The sequence below is a fragment of the Kitasatospora kazusensis genome (assembly GCF_039529945.1).
GTDB classification, from domain to species: Bacteria; Actinomycetota; Actinomycetes; order Streptomycetales; family Streptomycetaceae; genus Kitasatospora; species Kitasatospora kazusensis.
This window is the reverse complement of record NZ_BAAANT010000001.1, coordinates 243,393-259,475: the sequence shown is the minus strand read 5'-3', so window position 1 is coordinate 259,475 and position 16,083 is coordinate 243,393. Positions and strand designations below refer to the sequence as shown.

Here is a 16,083-nt window from a genome sequence, read left to right as displayed (position 1 = left end):
TCAGCCGTCCGCCGGCTGCACGCCCGCCGGCTGCACGCCCGGCAGGGTGCGCAGCCGGCGGGCCGCCCGGTTCCGCGCGGCCAGCTGGTCGTCGGCCGGGTAGCCGACCTCCTCCAGCGTCAGCCCGTGCGGCCGGACCACGTTCACGGCGGAGTTGCGCACCCGGCCCGCCAGCACCTGGCCGGGGAACTCCACCGGCCGGTGCCCGCCGCCGACCAGCAGCATCGAGCCGACCAGCGCCCGCACCATGTTGTGGCAGAACGCGTCCGCCCGGACGGTGGCCACCGCCAGCTCGCCCGCCGACCCGGCGACGAACGGGTCCGCCGGAACGCGCTCCCAGTGCAGGTCGAGCAGCGTCCGGATGGTGGTCGCACCCTCGCGCTTCTTGCAGTACGCGGCGAAGTCGTGCTCGCCCAGCAGCAGCGCCGCCGCCTCGTTCATCTTCTCGACGTCCAGCGGCCGGTCGTGCCAGAGCACGTGCCCGCGCAGCAGCGGGTCCACCCCGCCCGGGTTGTCGGCCACCCGGTACGCGTACCGGCGCCAGACCGCCGCGAACCGGGCGTCGAAGCCCGCCGGGGCCTCCGACGCCCGGTACACCCGGATGTCCCCCGGCAGCCGCCCTGCGAGCCGCCGCAGCAGCTTCTCCCCGTGCTCGGCCCACAGCTCCACCGGCAGGTCCACGTGCACCACCTGCCCCCGCGCGTGCACCCCGGCATCCGTCCGCCCGGCCACCGTCAGGTCGTACGCCCGCTCGCTCCGCGTCACGACCTGCAGCGCGCTCTCCAGCTCCCCCTGCACCGTCCGCCGCCCGGGCTGCCGCGCCCACCCGGAGAACTCGGCCCCGTGGTACGCCAGGTCCAGCCTGATCCGGACGGTCCCCTCGGCGGGGCCGTCCTGGCGCTCCGGCCGCTCACAATCCTTGAGCACTGCTTCCACTCCCACTCGCACTGGAAAAGGAACGGGCCCGCTCCCCCATCGCTGGGAGAGCGGGCCCGTCAACACCTCAGGGTGTTCAGGCGGTCTCGACCTCAGTGGTCTCAACGGCGGCAGCCTCGGCAACCTCGGCGTCCTTGGCGGCACGCTTGGTGGCGCCCTCGGCCTCGCCGACGGCGGTCTGCGCGACGGTGAGCGCCTCGACCAGCTCGATCACGGCCATCGGGGCGTTGTCGCCACGACGGGGACCGATCTTGGTGATACGGGTGTAACCACCCGGGCGGTTCTCGTAGCGCGGCGCGATCTCGGTGAAGAGGGTGTGCAGCACGGAGACGTCGGTGATCGTCTTGCGGACGATGCGACGGTTGTGGATGTCGCCGACCTTGGCCTTGGTGATCAGCTTCTCCGCCAGCGGGCGCATCCGACGGGCCTTGGCCTCGGTCGTGGTGATGCGGCCGTACTGGAACAGCTCCCGGCAGAGGCCGGCGAGCAGCAGCGGCTCGTGGTGCGGGCCGCCGCCGAGGCGGGCACCCTTCGCGGGACGGGGCATGGTAGCTCCTTAAATCTCCGAATCCGGCCGTATCAGGTACCGGAACGGGCGTGGGGGCACTGTTGCCCCCACGGCTTGCTTGCTACTTGCATCGAACAGGGGGCGGCCCGAGGGCCGCCCCCGTCCAAACTCAGTACTGCTCGGTCTCCGCGTAACCCGCGTCGTCCAGGTCGTCGGCGCCGAAGGCGTCGGCGGCGGCGGTCGGGTCGAATCCGGGCGGGCTGTCCTTGAGGGCCAGGCCCATGCCGGCCAGCTTCGCCTTGACCTCGTCGATCGACTTCGCACCGAAGTTGCGGATGTCGAGCAGGTCGGCCTCGGAGCGGGCGACGAGCTCACCCACGGTGTGGATGCCCTCGCGCTTGAGGCAGTTGTACGACCGAACGGTGAGCTCCAGCTCCTCGATCGGCAGGGCGAGATCAGCGGCCAGGGCGGCGTCCGTCGGGGACGGGCCCATGTCGATGCCCTCGGCGTCGATGTTCAGCTCGCGGGCGAGACCGAACAGCTCCACCAGGGTCTTACCGGCCGAGGCCATGGCGTCACGGGGGCGCATGGCGGGCTTGGTCTCGACGTCGACGATCAGCTTGTCGAAGTCGGTCCGCTGCTCGACACGGGTGGCCTCGACCTTGTAGGTGACCTTCAGCACGGGGCTGTAGATCGAGTCGACCGGGATGCGGCCGATCTCCTGGCCGGAGGCCTTGTTCTGGACGGCGGAGACGTAGCCGCGACCGCGCTCGACGGTCAGCTCCATCTCCAGCTTGCCCTTGCCGTTGAGCGTGGCGAGGACCAGCTCCGGGTTGTGCACCTCGACACCGGCCGGGGGCGCGATGTCCGCGGCGGTGACGACACCCGGGCCCTGCTTGCGCAGGTACATCACGACGGGCTCGTCGTGCTCCGAGGAGACGACCAGCTGCTTGATGTTGAGGATGAGGTCGGTGACGTCCTCCTTGACGCCCGGCACGGTGGTGAACTCGTGCAGGACACCGTCGATCCGGATGCTGGTGACAGCAGCGCCGGGGATCGAGGAGAGGAGCGTGCGGCGCAGGGAGTTGCCGAGGGTGTAACCGAAGCCCGGCTCAAGCGGCTCGATAACGAAGCGCGAGCGGAACTCGTCGACGACCTCTTCGGTCAGCGAAGGGCGCTGAGCGATCAGCATGTTTTCAGATCCTCCAGTTGTCTTCGGCACCCACTATTTGATGCCGAACAGAACCAGCGTACGGGGTCCCGTACAGAACGGGACCCCGCACGCAGGTTTAAAGCAAACACCGAGCCCGAAGGCGCTCCCCTCTCACCCGGAGGCGAGGGGGGATTACCGCGTCAGACGCGGCGGCGCTTCGGCGGACGGCAGCCGTTGTGCGGGGTGGGGGTGACGTCCTGGATCGAGCCGACCTCCAGGCCGGTGGCCTGCAGCGAACGGATCGCGGTCTCGCGGCCGGAGCCCGGACCCTTCACGAAGACGTCGACCTTGCGCATGCCGTGCTCCTGCGCGCGACGGGCAGCGGCCTCGGCGGCCATCTGCGCGGCGAACGGGGTGGACTTGCGCGAGCCCTTGAAGCCGACGTGGCCGGCAGAGGCCCAGGAGATCACGTTGCCCGCGGGGTCGGTGATCGAAACGATGGTGTTGTTGAACGTGCTCTTGATGTGGGCGTGCCCGTGAGCGACGTTCTTCTTCTCCTTGCGGCGGATCTTCTTCGCGCCTGCAGCCTGACGACCCTTAGGGGGCATAAGTCTGTTACTCCTACTGAGGTGGTCGGTCCGCTACCCGCGGGCCGGAGGGGTGTCCGGGTGAGGGGCGGACTACTTCTTGCCGGGCTTCTTCTTGCCGGCGATCGCGCGACGCGGGCCCTTGCGGGTACGCGCGTTGGTGTGGGTGCGCTGACCGCGGACGGGCAGGCCGCGACGGTGACGCAGACCCTCGTAGCAGCCGATCTCGACCTTGCGGCGGATGTCGGCGGCCACCTCACGGCGGAGGTCACCCTCGACCTTGTAGTTGGCGTCGATGTACTCGCGCAGCTTGACGAGGTCTTCCTCGGACATCTCGCGGACGCGGACGTCCGGGTTGACACCCGTCTCCTTCAGCGTCTGCTGGGCGCGGGTGCGGCCGATGCCGTAAACGTACGTGAGGGCGATCTCGATCCGCTTCTCGCGCGGGAGATCAACGCCGGAAAGGCGTGCCATTCATGGCTCCTGTGATTCTTCAGAGGTCTTACGAGCTACCTACTCCGACACCTCTCGGTGTGGGAGCCCCGGCCTCTGACCGGGGGTGGCAGTCCGTCCGCGAGGACGGATCGGGCAGCCCGCGTATGACGTGGTGCGCGTCGCGCGGACGGTCGGTCCACGCAAAGACGTACGAGAAATGCTGAGGGATCAGCCCTGGCGCTGCTTGTGGCGCAGGTTGTCGCAGATCACCATGACCCGGCCGTGACGGCGGATCACCTTGCACTTGTCGCAGATCTTCTTGACGCTCGGCTTGACCTTCATGATTCAGGTTCTCCGGGTCTAGATCTGATCTCCTGCCCCTTGCGGAGCAGGACAAATGTTCCTACTTGTAGCGGTAGACGATCCGGCCACGTGTCAGGTCGTAGGGGCTGAGCTCCACCACGACCCGGTCGTCCGGGAGGATCCGGATGTAGTGCATCCGCATCTTGCCGCTGATGTGCGCGAGGACCTTGTGACCGTTCTGCAGCTCAACCTTGAACATGGCGTTCGGGAGAGACTCGATCACGGTGCCCTCGATCTCAATGGCGCCTTGCTTCTTTGCCATGAACTGCGAGATCCACCTTCCGGGAACGGCTACCGTATGCGGCACGCTCGTGCGAACCTGGGTTCACCCCTGCCCCGGAGGGAAGAGGGCGTGCGAGAGCACGCTACGAGTGAGCCGACGGTCCATCCTACGTGACCGCGAGCGGTATACCAACTCAGCGCTGCGCACCCACGTGCAGGGGCATCTGGACGGGCGGCACCACGGCGGTGCAGGCCGCGCAGCGGCGCGCCGCCTCGGGGATCTCGGTGAGGCACTCCGGGCACGGGCGCTTGGCGGCCTTCGGCTTGGTGGGCAGGTAGCGGGCGGTCGCCTTGCTGACCGGCAGCACCACGCAGAAGTACAGCACCGCGGCGGTCAGGACGAAGGCGATCAGCACGTTCAGGAACTGCCCGTACGGGAAGATCACGCCGCCGATGTTCGCCGAGTAGCCGGCGAAGTTGCCGGCCGCGCCGACGGTGACGCCGACCAGCGGGGTGAGGAACGCCGTCACGAAGCCGGTCACCACGCCGGTGAACGCCGCACCGATGACGACACCGACCGCCATGTCGACGACGTTGCCGCGCATGATGAAGTCGCGGAAGCCCTTGAGCACTGCTCGCCCCTTAAGTGGTACCGGTGAAGCCCGCGAGTTTAGCGAACAGTGCGCTGGTAGCAAAAACGGACAAAAGGCCCGGAGGCGGCAGCCTCCGGGCCCTTCGTACCGAACGTACCGGCGGACGCGCCGGTCGGCGGGTCAGCCCAGCGGGTCCGGCGCGGCCGTCACACCGAGCGCGGCGAGCGCGGCCTTGCCGCCGTCGAAGGCGGTCAGGACCAGCGGGCCCTGCTCGGTGACGGCCACCGAGTGCTCCCAGTGCGAGGCCCAGGTGCCGTCGGTGGTGACGACCGTCCAGTCGTCCTCCAGCACGGTGGTGTGCGGGGTGCCGAGCGAGACCATCGGCTCGATCGCGAGGACGGTGCCGGGGACGAGCTTCGGGCCCTTGCCGCGCCCGCGCTCGACGTAGTTCAGCACGTGCGGCTCCATGTGCATCGCGGTCCCGATGCCGTGCCCGCCGTACCCCTCGGTGATGCCCCACTTGCCCTTGGGCGGCAGCGGCTGGCGGCGGATGAAGCCCTCGATCGCCTTGGAGACGTCGGCCAGCCGGTTGTTCTTCTTCATCTGGGCGATGCCGGCCCACATCGAGCCCTCGGTGACGCTGCTGAGCATCGCGACCTCGGGGGCCACCTCGCCGACCGCGACGCTGATGGCGGCGTCGCCGTGCCAGCCGTCGACGATGGCGCCGCAGTCGATGGAGATCAGGTCGCCCTCCTGGAGCACCCGGCCACCGGGGATGCCGTGCACGACCTCGTTGTTGACCGAGGCGCAGATCACGCCCGGGAACCAGAGCCCGCCGTGGTCGGCGCGGAAGTTGGAGGTGGCGCCGTGGTCGGCGATCACCTTCGCCGCGATGTCGTTGAGGTCCTGGGTGCTGACACCCGGGGCGACGGCCTCCCGGCAGGCCTTGAGCGCCTCGGCGACGACCAGCCCGGCCACCCGCATCTTCGCGATCTGCTCGGGGGTCTTGATCTCCACCATGTGCTCCACGCCTTCCACTGTTGTCGCGGACCCGGTCCTTGCCGGGCCGCCGTGCTCGTAACCACCGTACGACGCCGTACGGCCGCGGTGCCCCGCTCGGGGCGCCGCGGCCGTACGTACGTCGTCGTTCCCGACCGTCCTCGGACGGGTCAGGAGTCGCTCTTCAGCGCCTCGATCGCGCGCTGGGTGACCTCGTCCACCTTGCCCAGGGCCGGGATGGTCGAGACCACGCCCTGCTGCTGGTAGTAGGCGATGATCGGCTCGGTCTCCGTGTGGTAGACGTCCAGCCGGTGGCGGACGGTCGCCTCGGTGTCGTCGGCGCGCTGGTACAGCTCGCCGCCGCACTCGTCGCAGACGCCCTCGACGGCCGGTGCGTTGTAGTCCACGTGGAACACGTGGCTGCCGTCGTTGCGGCACAGCCGGCGGCCGGCGATGCGCTTGACGACCTCGTCCTCGGGGACCTCCAGGTCCAGTACACCGTCGAGCGCGATGCCCCACTCGGCCAGGATCTCGTCGAGAGCCTTGGCCTGCGCGAGGTTGCGCGGGAAGCCGTCGAGCAGGAACCCGTTGGCGGCATCGGACTGCGCCATCCGGTCCTTGGCCATCCCGATGGTGACCTCATCCGGTACCAGCCGGCCCGCGTCCATGTAGCCCTTGGCCTCGAGCCCCAGCGGGGTGCCCTGGCCGATGTTGGCGCGGAAGAGGTCGCCGGTGGAGATGTGGGGGATGGACAGGGTCTTGGCGAGCACGTGCGCCTGAGTACCCTTCCCGGCCCCGGGAGGTCCGACGAGGACGATACGCATCAGCGGAGGAACCCTTCGTAATTACGCTGCTGGAGCTGGCTCTCGATCTGCTTCACAGTTTCGAGTCCGACACCGACGATGATGAGGATGCTGGTACCGCCGAACGGGAAGTTTGTCTGCGCGCCGAACGCCACCAGGGCGATCAGCGGGACCAGGGCGATCAGCCCCAGATACAGCGAACCCGGCCACGTGATGCGGGTAAGCACGTAGTTCAGGTACTCGGCAGTCGGACGGCCGGCCCGGATACCCGGGATGAAGCCACCATACTTCTTCATGTTGTCGGCAACTTCTTCGGGGTTGAAGGAGATGGCGACGTAGAAGAAGGCGAAGAAGACGATCAGCACGAAGTAGGTGACCATGTAGATCGGGTGGTCGCCCTTGATGAAGTTGGTCCGCACCCACGTCGCCCAGCCCGCCTGGCTGTTGGTCAGCTGGACCACCAGCGAGGGGATGTAGAGCAGCGACGAGGCGAAGATGACCGGGATGACACCGGCCTGGTTGACCTTCAGCGGGATGTAGGTCGAGGTGCCGCCGAACGCCCGCCGGCCGATCATGCGCTTCGCGTACTGGACCGGGATCCGGCGCTGGGCCTGCTCCACGAAGATGACCAGGATCACCACGACCACGCCGACGGCGATGACGCTGAAGAACTCGACCCAGCCGCCGCCGATCTTGCCGGAGAGCTTGATCGCCCACATCGAGCCCGGGAAGCCGGAGGCGATGGAGGTGAAGATCAGGATGGACATGCCGTTGCCGATGCCGCGGTCGGTCACCAGCTCACCGAGCCACATGATCATCGTGGTACCGGCGGTCATGGTGATGACCATCGTGGTGATCCGGAAGACCGACTGGTCCGGGACGACCTGGCTGGCGTACTGGCAGCCGGAGAAGAGCGCACCGCTGGAGGCCGTCGCCACGATGCCGGTGCCCTGGAGCACGGCGAGCGCGATGGTCAGGTAGCGGGTGTACTGGGTGATCTTGGCGGTACCCGCCTGGCCCTCCTGCTTCAGCGCCTCCAGGCGGGGGATCACCACGGTGAGGAGCTGGAGGATGATGCTGGCGGTGATGTACGGCATGATGCCGAGCGCGAAGATCGTGAGCTGGAGCAGCGCGCCACCACTGAAGAGGTTGACGAGCCCGAAGAGCCCGCTGCTCTTGCCTGGTCCCGACAAGCACTGGTTGACAGCATGGAAGTCCACACCAGGCACGGGGACGTGCGCACCCACCCGGTACAGAGCCACGATGCCCAGCGTGAACAGCAGCTTCTTGCGCAGGTCGGGCGTCTTGAACGCCCGCGCGAACGCACTGAGCACGGTGCCTCCTGCACCTCCCGCACGTCGTCGGCGGAAGGGTCGGTCCTGATGTGGGGAACGGGCCGGGCCGGCCCTGGCGTTGCAAAGCCTCGCAGGAACCAGCAAAGGCAAGCCTGTGCCGCAGCCTACAAGGGAACTCCACGGACTCTAACAGTGTGTGGCCACCCTGAAGAAGCGTGTGCCGCCCCTCTGCCACTCACGAGGTACGGGATGCCCGGATTTGACACAAAAGAACGACACAAACAGCTGGGACGAACAGCCGGGACATAAAGAACGGGCCCCGTGTCTCCCAGAGGAGACACGGGGCCCGAAGAGTCAGCAGGCTCAGAGGAGCTCGGTGACCGTACCGCCGGCGGCGGTGATCTTCTCGGCGGCGGAGCCGGAGACGGCGTCAACCGTCACCTGCAGCGCCACGGCGATGTCGCCGGTGCCGAGGACCTTGACGAGCTCGTTCTTGCGAACGGCGCCCTTCGCGATCAGGTCGGCGATGGTGACCTCGCCACCAGCCGGGTAGAGCTCGGCCAGCTTCTCCAGGTTCACGACCTGGAACTGCTTGTGTGCCGGGTTCTTGAAGCCCTTGAGCTTCGGCAGGCGCATGTGGAGGGGCATCTGCCCACCCTCGAAGCGCACCGGAACCTGGTAACGGGCCTTGGTGCCCTTGGTGCCACGACCAGCGGTCTTACCCTTGGATGCCTCACCACGACCAACACGGGTCTTGGCGGTCTTGGCACCCGGGGCGGGACGCAGGTTGTGGAGCTTCAGCGGGTTAGTGTCCGCCATTTCAGTCCACCTCCTCGACCGTGACGAGGTGACGGACGGTCTGGGCCATCCCGCGGATCTCGGGACGGTCCTCCTTCACGACCACATCGTTCATCCGCTTGAGACCAAGCGAACGAAGGGTGTCACGGTGGTTCTGCTTGCTACCGATGTAGGACTTGGTCTGCGTGATCTTGAGACGGGCCATCAGGCACCGGTCCCAGCCGCACGCGCCCGCAGCAGAGCAGCGGGAGCCACATCCTCCAGCGGCAGACCACGGCGGGCCGCAACCTCTTCCGGGCGAACGAGGCCCTTCAGAGCAGCAACCGTGGCGTGCACGATGTTGATCGCGTTGGACGAGCCGAGCGACTTCGACAGGATGTCGTGAACGCCGGCGCACTCCAGAACGGCACGCACCGGGCCACCGGCGATAACGCCGGTACCGGGGGACGCCGGCTTCAGGAGCACAACGCCGGCCGCCTTCTCGCCCTGGATCGGGTGCGGGATGGTGCCCTGGATACGGGGGACCTTGAAGAAGCTCTTCTTGGCCTCCTCAACACCCTTGGCGATGGCGGCCGGAACCTCCTTCGCCTTCCCGTAGCCGACACCTACGGTGCCGTCACCGTCGCCCACCACGACCAGCGCGGTGAAGCTGAAACGACGACCACCCTTGACAACCTTGGCGACACGGTTGATCGCGACAACGCGCTCAACGTAAGCGGTCTTCTCGACGGCGGGGGCGTTGCCCCGGTCGTCACGCTTACGGTCACGCCGCTCGCCACCGCCGGTGCCGCCGCCGGCGCCGCTACCGCGGCGCTGGGGTCCAGCCATTGGAATTACCTCTCTCGATTACGTCCGTCGACTGAGCCGACGAGCGGCTTAGAAGTCGAGCCCAGCCTCACGGGCAGCGTCCGCCAGGGCGGCGATGCGCCCCGCGTAACGGTTGCCCGCGCGGTCGAAGACGACCGTCTCGATGCCGGCGGCCTTGGCGCGCTCGGCGACCAGGGCTCCGACCTTCTTGGCCAGCTCGGTCTTGTCGCCCTCGTTGCCACGGATGGACACGTCGAGGGTGGACGCCGACGCGAGGGTGTGACCCTTGGCGTCGTCGATGACCTGGGCGACCATGTGGCGGTTCGAGCGGGTCACGACGAGGCGCGGACGCACCTCGGTGCCGGTGACGCGCTTACGAACACGGATCGCGCGGCGCTTGCGGGCAGCGTTCTTGTAGCCGTTGCCCTTGCCGATCTTGACAGAAAGACTCATGGCTTACTTACCGCTCTTTCCGACCTTGCGGCGGATGACCTCGCCCGCGTACTTGACGCCCTTGGCCTTGTACGGGTCGGGCTTGCGCAGCTTGCGGATCTTGGCCGAAACCTCGCCGACCAGCTGCTTGTCGATCCCGTCCACGTGGAACTTGGTGGGCGACTCGACCACGAAGGAGATGCCCTCCGGGGCCGTGATCAGGATCGGGTGGCTGTAGCCGAGCTGGAACTCCATGTCGGAGCCCTTCATTGCCACTCGGTAACCAACACCGCTGATCTCCAGCGACTTGCGGTAGCCCGCGGTCACGCCGGTGATCATGTTCGCCACCAGCGTGCGCGAAAGGCCGTGAAGGCTCTTCGACACCCGCTCGTCGTTGGGGCGAGTGACGACCAGGGTGCCGTCCTCGTCCTTGCTGATCTCGATCGGCGCGGCAACGGTGTGGGAAAGGGAACCCTTGGGGCCCTTCACCGCGACCGCCTGGCCATCGATGGTGACGTCCACGCCGGCGGGAACCGGGATGGGCAGCCGTCCAATTCGCGACATTGCTGTACCTCCGTTTCCCGAATTACCAGACGTAGGCGAGAACTTCTCCGCCTACGCCCTTCTTGGCGGCCTGCTTGTCCGTGAGGAGACCCGAGGACGTGGAGATGATCGCCACGCCCAGGCCGCCGAGGACCTTCGGCAGGTTGGTGGACTTTGCGTAAACGCGCAGACCCGGCTTGCTGATGCGCTTGATGCCGGCAATGGAGCGCTCACGGTTGGGGCCGAACTTGAGCTCGATGGTCAGCTTCTTGCCGACCTCGTTCTCCTGCGGCTCCTCAACCTTCCAGGAGGAGATGTAACCCTCCTGCTGCAGGATCTGGGCGACGTGCGCCTTGATCTTGCTAGCCGGCATAGCCACGGTGTCGTGGTACGCCGAGTTCGCGTTACGCAGACGCGTGAGCATGTCTGCGATGGGGTCAGTCATGGTCATGGTTGGCCTCAGGCCTCTCTCGCCGTGGTTTCTCCGCGCCAGGTCCCCCTCGCGCACTCCGGGGAGTGCGCAAGGGGCACAGACGCAGGGGACCTGCGACGTTAGTAAGACTGGGTGCGAGCCCTCGAAGAGGGTCGCGGGCACCTACGGAGATGCCGCGACACGGGGCCCGACCCCACTACCTTACGGGATTCCGTACGGAGCCCCAAAAGCAGGGGGTCGGGCACCAGTGCTTCACACTGTGGCGTTACCTAGAACTCCGGGACTACCAGGAGGACTTGGTGACACCCGGCAGCTCGCCGCGGTGGGCCATCTCACGGAGGCACACACGGCACAGGCCGAACTTGCGGTACACCGAGTGCGGACGGCCACAGCGCTGGCAGCGGGTGTAACCGCGGACAGCGAACTTCGGCTTGCGCTCGGCCTTCGCGATGAGGGACTTCTTCGCCATGTGTTACGCCTCCTTGAACGGGAAGCCCAGAGCGCGCAGGAGCGCCCGGCCCTCGTCGTCGGTCTGGGCGGTGGTCACGACGGTGATGTCCATACCGCGCTGACGGTCGACCTTGTCCTGGTCGATCTCGTGGAACATGACCTGCTCGGTCAGACCGAAGGTGTAGTTGCCACGGCCGTCGAACTGCTTCGGGGAGAGACCACGGAAGTCACGGATACGCGGCAGGGCCAGCGACACCAGACGGTCCAGGAACTCCCACATGCGGTCACCACGGAGGGTGACGTGGGTGCCGATCGGCTGGCCCTCACGCAGCTTGAACTGCGCGATGGACTTGCGAGCCTTCGTCACCGCCGGCTTCTGGCCGGTGATGGCGGTGAGGTCGCGGATGGCGCCCTCGATCAGCTTCGAGTCGCGGGCGGCCTCGCCCACACCCATGTTGACCACGACCTTGACCAGGCCCGGGATCAGCATGACGTTCTCGTACGAGAACTCCTGCAGAAGCTGGGGCTTGATCTCGGCGTTGTAGCGCGTCTTGAGGCGGGGGGCCACCTTCTCGACGTTCTCGATCGTCGTCTCAGACATCAGATGTCCTCACCGGTTCGCTTGGCAACGCGGATCTTGTTGCCCTCGTCATCGAAGCGGTAACCAACGCGAGTGACGACCTTCTTGCCGTCCTTCTCGACGACCAGCTGCACGTTGGAAACGTGCACCGGGGCCTCGACGGTGACAATGCCACCCTGAGTACCCGGGCCGGGCTTGGTGTGCTTCTTGACCCGGTTCACACCCTCGACGAGAACCTTGTTGGTCGCGGGCATGGCCTGAATGACCTTGCCCTGCTTCCCGCGGTCCTTGCCGGTGATGACCTGAACCAGGTCACCCTTCTTGATCTTCATGCTGTTCGCCATGGGTTAGAGCACCTCCGGCGCAAGCGAGATGATCTTCATGAACTTCTTGTCGCGCAGCTCGCGGCCCACCGGGCCGAAGATGCGGGTGCCACGGGGGTCACCATCGGTGTTCTTGAGGACGACGGCGGCGTTCTCGTCGAACCGGATGTACGAGCCGTCGGGACGACGACGCGACTTCACGGTGCGGACGATGACGCACTTGACGACGTCACCCTTCTTGACCGAACCGCCGGGGATCGCGTCCTTGACGGTTGCGACGATGACGTCCCCGATGCCGGCGTAGCGGCGACCGGAGCCACCGAGAACGCGGATGCAAAGGATTTCCTTTGCGCCCGTGTTGTCGGCGACACGCAGTCGCGACTCCTGCTGGATCACTGCTTTCTCCTGATCGTCAACGAGAGCTGGCGGGCCGGCCGCTGCTCACACCAGCGCCCGCGAGGGACCTGGTGCACATACGGCCGTACCCGGACAACTTCGTTACTTGGCCTTCTCGAGGATCTCGACGACGCGCCAGCGCTTCGTCGCGGACAGCGGACGGGTCTCCGCGAGGAGGACCCGGTCGCCGATGCCGCAGGCGTTGGTCTCGTCGTGCGCCTTCAGCTTGTTCGTACGGCGGATGACCTTGCCGTACAGAGCGTGCTTGACGCGGTCCTCGACGGCGACGACGACGGTCTTGTCCATCTTGTCGCTGACGACCAGACCCTCGCGGGTCTTACGGAAGCCGCGGGCCTCGGTCTCAGTGGTGGTGTTCTCAGTCATCAGGCCTTCTCCACCGTCTCGATGCCCAGCTCGCGCTCGCGCATCAGGGTGTAGATCCGCGCGATGTCCTTACGGACGAGCTTGAGCCGTCCGTGGTTGTCGAGCTGCCCGGTCGCCGCCTGGAAGCGGAGGTTGAACAGCTCCTCCTTGGCCTCGCGGAGCTTGCCAACGAGACCATCGTTGTCCAGCTCACGAAGCTCTGCAGCCTTGGTGGCCGACATCAGCTCTCACCTGCCTCGCGCCGAACAATCCGGCACTTCATCGGGAGCTTGTGAGCAGCGCGGGTGAGCGCCTCACGAGCAACCTTCTCGTTGGGGTAGGACAGCTCGAACATGATCCGTCCCGGGTGAACGTTGGCAATCCACCACTCGGGGGAACCCTTACCAGAACCCATGCGGGTCTCGGCAGGCTTCTTGGTGAGGGGGCGGTCCGGGTAAATGTTGATCCAGACCTTGCCGCCACGCTTGATGTGACGGGTGACGGCGATACGAGCGGACTCGATCTGCCGGTTCGTCACGTAGGCCGGGGTGACGGCCTGGATGCCGTACTCGCCGAACGCGAGCTCGGTGCCACCCTTGGCAGCGCCACGGCGCTTGGGGTGGTGCTGCTTGCGGTGCTTGACCCGACGGGGGATCAGCATGACGGTCAGGCCTCCGTTCCGGTGCTCTCGGCAGCCGGCGTCTCCGTCACAGCCGCGGCCGGAGCCTCGGTGTTCTGGGGACGACGGGCGCCACCACGGGCGCCGCCACGCTCGCCACCGCGGGCGCCGCCACGCTCGCCACCGCGGGCGGGGCGGGCGTCGTTGCGGGCCGGACGGTTGCCGGAGCGGGCAGCAGCGTTCTCAGCGCGGACCTCGGCGATGTTCTTGACGTCGCCCTTGTAGATCCAGACCTTCACGCCGATACGGCCGAAGGTCGTCTTGGCCTCGAAGAAGCCGTAGTCGACGTTCGCGCGCAGCGTGTGCAGCGGCACACGACCCTCGCGGTAGAACTCCGAACGGCTCATCTCGGCGCCGCCGAGACGACCGGAGCACTGGACCTTGATGCCCTTGGCGCCGGACTTCATGGTGCCCTGCATGCTCTTACGCATGGCACGGCGGAAGGAGACACGGGAGGACAGCTGCTCCGCGACGCCCTGAGCCACGAGCTGGGCGTCCAGCTCGGGGTTCTTGACCTCAAGGATGTTCAGCTGGACCTGCTTGCCGGTCAGCTTCTCCAGGTCGCCACGGATGCGGTCGGCCTCGGTGCCACGGCGACCGATGACGATGCCGGGGCGAGCGGTGTGGATGTCGACCCGGACGCGGTCGCGGGTGCGCTCGATCTCAACCTTCGAGATGCCGGCACGCTCCATGCCCTTCGTCATCATGCGACGAATGGCAACGTCTTCCTTGACGTAGTCCGAGTACAGCTTGTCGGCGTACCAGCGGGACTTGAAGTCCGTGCTGATGCCGAGACGGAACCCGTGCGGGTTAACCTTCTGGCCCATTACCGGGTCCCTTCCTTGCTGCTGACGACCACGGTGATGTGGCTGGTCCGCTTGCGGATCCGGTAGGCACGGCCCTGGGCACGCGGACGGAACCGCTTCAGGGTCGGGCCCTCGTCAACGTACGCCTCGCTGATGACGAGGTCGTCCACGTTGTTGTGGTTGTAGTTGTGCACGGCGTTGGCAATGGCGCTGTCGAGCACCTTGCCGACCGGCACGGTAGCGGCCTGCGGAGCGAAACGCAGGACCGCCTGGGCCTCCGTGGCGTTCAGGCCACGGATGAGGTCCACCACGCGGCGGGCCTTCATGGGCGTGACGCGGATGTACCGCGCCTGGGCCCTGGCTTCCATGGTTGTCCCCTTGCTGGTGTAAGTCATTGAGTCGGTAATCTCGCTGGCGACTAGCGACGCTTCGACTTGCGGTCGTCCTTGACGTGACCGCGGAAGGTACGCGTCGGCGCGAACTCGCCGAGCTTGTGGCCGACCATCGACTCGGTGACGAACACCGGGACGTGCTTACGGCCATCGTGAACCGCGATCGTGTGGCCGAGCATGGCCGGGAAGATCACGGAGCGACGGGACCAGGTCTTGATGACGTTCTGGGTACCCGCCTCGTTCTGCGCGTCCACCTTCTTGAGAAGGTGGCCGTCGATGAAGGGGCCCTTCTTGAGACTGCGCGGCATCTGACCTGCTCCTAGCGCTTCTTGTTGGTCTTGCGGCGGCGCACGATGAGGGCGTTCGAAGCCTTCTTCGGGCTACGAGTGCGACCCTCCTTCTGGCCCCACGGCGAAACCGGGTGGCGACCACCAGAGGTCTTACCCTCACCACCACCGTGCGGGTGGTCGATCGGGTTCATAGCCACACCACGCACGGTCGGGCGGACGCCCTTCCAGCGCATACGGCCGGCCTTGCCCCAGTTGATGTTCGACTGCTCGGCGTTGCCGACCTCGCCGATGGTCGCGCGGCAGCGCGCGTCCACCAGACGGATCTCGCCGGAGGGCATGCGCAGGTGCGCCATCTTGCCCTCACGAGCCAGCAGCTGGATACCGGCACCGGCGGAGCGGGCCATCTTGGCACCGCCGCCCGGACGCAGCTCCACAGCGTGGATGACGGTACCAACCGGGATGTTGCGCAGCGGCAGGTTGTTGCCGGGCTTGATGTCGGCCGTCGGGCCGTTCTCAATCCGGTCACCCTGGGCCAGCTTCGCGGGGGCGATGATGTAGCGCTTCTCGCCGTCCGCGTAGTGCAGGAGCGCGATGCGCGCGGTGCGGTTCGGGTCGTACTCGATGTGCGCGACCTTGGCCGGCACGCCGTCCTTGTCGTGACGACGGAAGTCGATCACGCGGTAGGCGCGCTTGTGTCCGCCACCCTGGTGGCGAACGGTGATCCGACCGGCGTTGTTACGGCCGCCCTTGCTGTGCAGGGGGCGAACCAGCGACTTCTCCGGCGTGGACCGCGTGATTTCTACGAAGTCGGCCACGCTGGAGCCACGACGGCCCGGCGTAGTCGGCTTGTACTTGCGGATGCCCATTGGCTTCTCTCGTCCTCGTCCTAATCGACGA

28 protein-coding genes are annotated in these 16,083 nt (G+C 66.9%); all 28 read right to left on the bottom strand.

What is annotated here, in order from left to right:
- A complete protein-coding gene (gene truA / locus ABD330_RS01305) occupies nucleotides 1–927 on the bottom strand; it encodes a tRNA pseudouridine(38-40) synthase TruA (RefSeq protein ID WP_344459742.1) in 927 nt (308 codons plus the stop codon).
- A gap of 85 nt (nucleotides 928–1,012) precedes the next feature.
- Nucleotides 1,013–1,483: a 50S ribosomal protein L17 gene (rplQ, locus tag ABD330_RS01300; protein ID WP_344459740.1), complete on the bottom strand. Its 471-nt coding sequence runs from the start codon at nucleotides 1,481–1,483 to the stop codon at nucleotides 1,013–1,015.
- 130 nt (nucleotides 1,484–1,613) lie between these two features.
- On the bottom strand, nucleotides 1,614–2,636 hold the full coding sequence (locus ABD330_RS01295) for a DNA-directed RNA polymerase subunit alpha (protein ID WP_030055844.1): 1,023 nt from the start codon (nucleotides 2,634–2,636) through the stop codon (nucleotides 1,614–1,616).
- A 161-nt stretch (nucleotides 2,637–2,797) separates the two neighbouring features.
- The gene (gene rpsK / locus ABD330_RS01290) at nucleotides 2,798–3,205 is read right to left on the bottom strand and encodes a 30S ribosomal protein S11 (RefSeq protein WP_030232513.1); all 408 of its coding nucleotides are present in this window, start codon (nucleotides 3,203–3,205) and stop codon (nucleotides 2,798–2,800) included.
- A 72-nt stretch (nucleotides 3,206–3,277) separates the two neighbouring features.
- Nucleotides 3,278–3,658 (bottom strand): 30S ribosomal protein S13, encoded by a 381-nt coding sequence (gene rpsM, locus ABD330_RS01285; RefSeq protein WP_344459738.1) that lies wholly within the window; start codon nucleotides 3,656–3,658, stop codon nucleotides 3,278–3,280.
- A 189-nt stretch (nucleotides 3,659–3,847) separates the two neighbouring features.
- On the bottom strand, nucleotides 3,848–3,961 hold the full coding sequence (rpmJ, locus tag ABD330_RS01280; protein ID WP_003956441.1) for a 50S ribosomal protein L36: 114 nt from the start codon (nucleotides 3,959–3,961) through the stop codon (nucleotides 3,848–3,850).
- 61 nt (nucleotides 3,962–4,022) lie between these two features.
- A complete protein-coding gene (infA, locus tag ABD330_RS01275) occupies nucleotides 4,023–4,244 on the bottom strand; it encodes a translation initiation factor IF-1 (protein ID WP_003956442.1) in 222 nt (73 codons plus the stop codon).
- A 154-nt stretch (nucleotides 4,245–4,398) separates the two neighbouring features.
- Nucleotides 4,399–4,836, bottom strand: a complete 438-nt coding sequence (mscL, locus tag ABD330_RS01270; protein WP_344459736.1) for a large conductance mechanosensitive channel protein MscL — start codon at nucleotides 4,834–4,836, stop codon at nucleotides 4,399–4,401.
- A gap of 141 nt (nucleotides 4,837–4,977) precedes the next feature.
- On the bottom strand, nucleotides 4,978–5,817 hold the full coding sequence (gene map / locus ABD330_RS01265; RefSeq protein WP_344460028.1) for a type I methionyl aminopeptidase: 840 nt from the start codon (nucleotides 5,815–5,817) through the stop codon (nucleotides 4,978–4,980).
- A 149-nt stretch (nucleotides 5,818–5,966) separates the two neighbouring features.
- The gene (locus ABD330_RS01260; protein WP_344459734.1) at nucleotides 5,967–6,620 is read right to left on the bottom strand and encodes an adenylate kinase; all 654 of its coding nucleotides are present in this window, start codon (nucleotides 6,618–6,620) and stop codon (nucleotides 5,967–5,969) included.
- Entirely contained in the window at nucleotides 6,620–7,933 is a 1,314-nt protein-coding gene (gene secY, locus ABD330_RS01255) for a preprotein translocase subunit SecY (protein WP_344459732.1), read from the bottom strand. The genes ABD330_RS01260 and secY overlap by 1 nt, the downstream gene beginning before the upstream one ends.
- Before the next feature lie 324 nt (nucleotides 7,934–8,257).
- Nucleotides 8,258–8,713: a 50S ribosomal protein L15 gene (gene rplO / locus ABD330_RS01250; RefSeq protein WP_344459730.1), complete on the bottom strand. Its 456-nt coding sequence runs from the start codon at nucleotides 8,711–8,713 to the stop codon at nucleotides 8,258–8,260.
- A 1-nt stretch (nucleotide 8,714) separates the two neighbouring features.
- On the bottom strand, nucleotides 8,715–8,897 hold the full coding sequence (rpmD, locus tag ABD330_RS01245; protein ID WP_073924296.1) for a 50S ribosomal protein L30: 183 nt from the start codon (nucleotides 8,895–8,897) through the stop codon (nucleotides 8,715–8,717).
- On the bottom strand, nucleotides 8,897–9,520 hold the full coding sequence (rpsE, locus tag ABD330_RS01240; RefSeq protein WP_280717591.1) for a 30S ribosomal protein S5: 624 nt from the start codon (nucleotides 9,518–9,520) through the stop codon (nucleotides 8,897–8,899). Before rpsE ends, rpmD begins: the two co-directional genes overlap by 1 nt.
- A 48-nt stretch (nucleotides 9,521–9,568) precedes the next feature.
- Complete coding sequence (rplR, locus tag ABD330_RS01235) at nucleotides 9,569–9,952, bottom strand: 50S ribosomal protein L18 (RefSeq protein ID WP_344459728.1); 384 nt, start codon at nucleotides 9,950–9,952, stop codon at nucleotides 9,569–9,571.
- A gap of 3 nt (nucleotides 9,953–9,955) precedes the next feature.
- On the bottom strand, nucleotides 9,956–10,495 hold the full coding sequence (gene rplF / locus ABD330_RS01230; RefSeq protein ID WP_344459726.1) for a 50S ribosomal protein L6: 540 nt from the start codon (nucleotides 10,493–10,495) through the stop codon (nucleotides 9,956–9,958).
- A gap of 22 nt (nucleotides 10,496–10,517) precedes the next feature.
- The gene (gene rpsH / locus ABD330_RS01225) at nucleotides 10,518–10,925 is read right to left on the bottom strand and encodes a 30S ribosomal protein S8 (protein ID WP_280717588.1); all 408 of its coding nucleotides are present in this window, start codon (nucleotides 10,923–10,925) and stop codon (nucleotides 10,518–10,520) included.
- 265 nt (nucleotides 10,926–11,190) lie between these two features.
- Entirely contained in the window at nucleotides 11,191–11,376 is a 186-nt protein-coding gene (locus ABD330_RS01220) for a type Z 30S ribosomal protein S14 (RefSeq protein WP_057231320.1), read from the bottom strand.
- Between the two features lie 3 nt (nucleotides 11,377–11,379).
- On the bottom strand, nucleotides 11,380–11,958 hold the full coding sequence (gene rplE / locus ABD330_RS01215; RefSeq protein ID WP_344459723.1) for a 50S ribosomal protein L5: 579 nt from the start codon (nucleotides 11,956–11,958) through the stop codon (nucleotides 11,380–11,382).
- Nucleotides 11,958–12,269, bottom strand: coding sequence for a 50S ribosomal protein L24 (rplX, locus tag ABD330_RS01210; RefSeq protein ID WP_344460026.1), 312 nt, complete (start codon nucleotides 12,267–12,269; stop codon nucleotides 11,958–11,960). The genes rplE and rplX overlap by 1 nt, the downstream gene beginning before the upstream one ends.
- Before the next feature lie 15 nt (nucleotides 12,270–12,284).
- The gene (gene rplN / locus ABD330_RS01205; RefSeq protein ID WP_035800854.1) at nucleotides 12,285–12,656 is read right to left on the bottom strand and encodes a 50S ribosomal protein L14; all 372 of its coding nucleotides are present in this window, start codon (nucleotides 12,654–12,656) and stop codon (nucleotides 12,285–12,287) included.
- 102 nt (nucleotides 12,657–12,758) lie between these two features.
- Complete coding sequence (rpsQ, locus tag ABD330_RS01200; protein ID WP_344459721.1) at nucleotides 12,759–13,040, bottom strand: 30S ribosomal protein S17; 282 nt, start codon at nucleotides 13,038–13,040, stop codon at nucleotides 12,759–12,761.
- Nucleotides 13,040–13,264, bottom strand: coding sequence for a 50S ribosomal protein L29 (rpmC, locus tag ABD330_RS01195; protein ID WP_344460024.1), 225 nt, complete (start codon nucleotides 13,262–13,264; stop codon nucleotides 13,040–13,042). The genes rpsQ and rpmC overlap by 1 nt, the downstream gene beginning before the upstream one ends.
- The gene (gene rplP, locus ABD330_RS01190) at nucleotides 13,261–13,680 is read right to left on the bottom strand and encodes a 50S ribosomal protein L16 (protein ID WP_057231329.1); all 420 of its coding nucleotides are present in this window, start codon (nucleotides 13,678–13,680) and stop codon (nucleotides 13,261–13,263) included. The genes rpmC and rplP overlap by 4 nt, the downstream gene beginning before the upstream one ends.
- Nucleotides 13,681–13,685: 5 nt before the next feature.
- Entirely contained in the window at nucleotides 13,686–14,525 is an 840-nt protein-coding gene (rpsC, locus tag ABD330_RS01185) for a 30S ribosomal protein S3 (protein WP_280717585.1), read from the bottom strand.
- Nucleotides 14,525–14,872, bottom strand: coding sequence for a 50S ribosomal protein L22 (gene rplV, locus ABD330_RS01180; protein ID WP_033824229.1), 348 nt, complete (start codon nucleotides 14,870–14,872; stop codon nucleotides 14,525–14,527). Before rplV ends, rpsC begins: the two co-directional genes overlap by 1 nt.
- Nucleotides 14,873–14,922: 50 nt before the next feature.
- Nucleotides 14,923–15,204 carry a 30S ribosomal protein S19 gene (gene rpsS / locus ABD330_RS01175; RefSeq protein ID WP_030055821.1) on the bottom strand — a complete coding sequence of 94 codons (282 nt, stop codon included), beginning with the start codon at nucleotides 15,202–15,204 and terminating at the stop codon, nucleotides 14,923–14,925.
- Nucleotides 15,205–15,215: 11 nt separating this feature from the next.
- Complete coding sequence (gene rplB, locus ABD330_RS01170) at nucleotides 15,216–16,052, bottom strand: 50S ribosomal protein L2 (RefSeq protein WP_344459716.1); 837 nt, start codon at nucleotides 16,050–16,052, stop codon at nucleotides 15,216–15,218.
- Nucleotides 16,053–16,083 lie beyond the last annotated feature (31 nt).

What these genes read in the sequence shown, in the direction of transcription:
- rplQ (WP_344459740.1), bottom strand. Translation starts at nt 1,483, where the DNA reads ATGCCCCGTCCCGCGAAGGGTGCCCGCCTCGGCGGCGGCCCGCACCAC.
- ABD330_RS01295 (WP_030055844.1), bottom strand. Translation starts at nt 2,636, where the DNA reads ATGCTGATCGCTCAGCGCCCTTCGCTGACCGAAGAGGTCGTCGACGAG.
- rpsK (WP_030232513.1), bottom strand. Translation starts at nt 3,205, where the DNA reads ATGCCCCCTAAGGGTCGTCAGGCTGCAGGCGCGAAGAAGATCCGCCGC.
- rpsM (WP_344459738.1), bottom strand. Translation starts at nt 3,658, where the DNA reads ATGGCACGCCTTTCCGGCGTTGATCTCCCGCGCGAGAAGCGGATCGAG.
- rpmJ (WP_003956441.1), bottom strand. Translation starts at nt 3,961, where the DNA reads ATGAAGGTCAAGCCGAGCGTCAAGAAGATCTGCGACAAGTGCAAGGTG.
- infA (WP_003956442.1), bottom strand. Translation starts at nt 4,244, where the DNA reads ATGGCAAAGAAGCAAGGCGCCATTGAGATCGAGGGCACCGTGATCGAG.
- map (WP_344460028.1), bottom strand. Translation starts at nt 5,817, where the DNA reads ATGGTGGAGATCAAGACCCCCGAGCAGATCGCGAAGATGCGGGTGGCC.
- ABD330_RS01260 (WP_344459734.1), bottom strand. Translation starts at nt 6,620, where the DNA reads ATGCGTATCGTCCTCGTCGGACCTCCCGGGGCCGGGAAGGGTACTCAG.
- rplO (WP_344459730.1), bottom strand. Translation starts at nt 8,713, where the DNA reads ATGGCGGACACTAACCCGCTGAAGCTCCACAACCTGCGTCCCGCCCCG.
- rpmD (WP_073924296.1), bottom strand. Translation starts at nt 8,897, where the DNA reads ATGGCCCGTCTCAAGATCACGCAGACCAAGTCCTACATCGGTAGCAAG.
- rpsE (WP_280717591.1), bottom strand. Translation starts at nt 9,520, where the DNA reads ATGGCTGGACCCCAGCGCCGCGGTAGCGGCGCCGGCGGCGGCACCGGC.
- rplR (WP_344459728.1), bottom strand. Translation starts at nt 9,952, where the DNA reads ATGAGTCTTTCTGTCAAGATCGGCAAGGGCAACGGCTACAAGAACGCT.
- rplF (WP_344459726.1), bottom strand. Translation starts at nt 10,495, where the DNA reads ATGTCGCGAATTGGACGGCTGCCCATCCCGGTTCCCGCCGGCGTGGAC.
- rpsH (WP_280717588.1), bottom strand. Translation starts at nt 10,925, where the DNA reads ATGACCATGACTGACCCCATCGCAGACATGCTCACGCGTCTGCGTAAC.
- ABD330_RS01220 (WP_057231320.1), bottom strand. Translation starts at nt 11,376, where the DNA reads ATGGCGAAGAAGTCCCTCATCGCGAAGGCCGAGCGCAAGCCGAAGTTC.
- rplE (WP_344459723.1), bottom strand. Translation starts at nt 11,958, where the DNA reads ATGTCTGAGACGACGATCGAGAACGTCGAGAAGGTGGCCCCCCGCCTC.
- rplX (WP_344460026.1), bottom strand. Translation starts at nt 12,269, where the DNA reads ATGAAGATCAAGAAGGGTGACCTGGTTCAGGTCATCACCGGCAAGGAC.
- rpsQ (WP_344459721.1), bottom strand. Translation starts at nt 13,040, where the DNA reads ATGACTGAGAACACCACCACTGAGACCGAGGCCCGCGGCTTCCGTAAG.
- rplP (WP_057231329.1), bottom strand. Translation starts at nt 13,680, where the DNA reads ATGCTGATCCCCCGTCGGGTCAAGCACCGCAAGCAGCACCACCCCAAG.
- rpsC (WP_280717585.1), bottom strand. Translation starts at nt 14,525, where the DNA reads ATGGGCCAGAAGGTTAACCCGCACGGGTTCCGTCTCGGCATCAGCACG.
- rplV (WP_033824229.1), bottom strand. Translation starts at nt 14,872, where the DNA reads ATGGAAGCCAGGGCCCAGGCGCGGTACATCCGCGTCACGCCCATGAAG.
- rpsS (WP_030055821.1), bottom strand. Translation starts at nt 15,204, where the DNA reads ATGCCGCGCAGTCTCAAGAAGGGCCCCTTCATCGACGGCCACCTTCTC.
- rplB (WP_344459716.1), bottom strand. Translation starts at nt 16,052, where the DNA reads ATGGGCATCCGCAAGTACAAGCCGACTACGCCGGGCCGTCGTGGCTCC.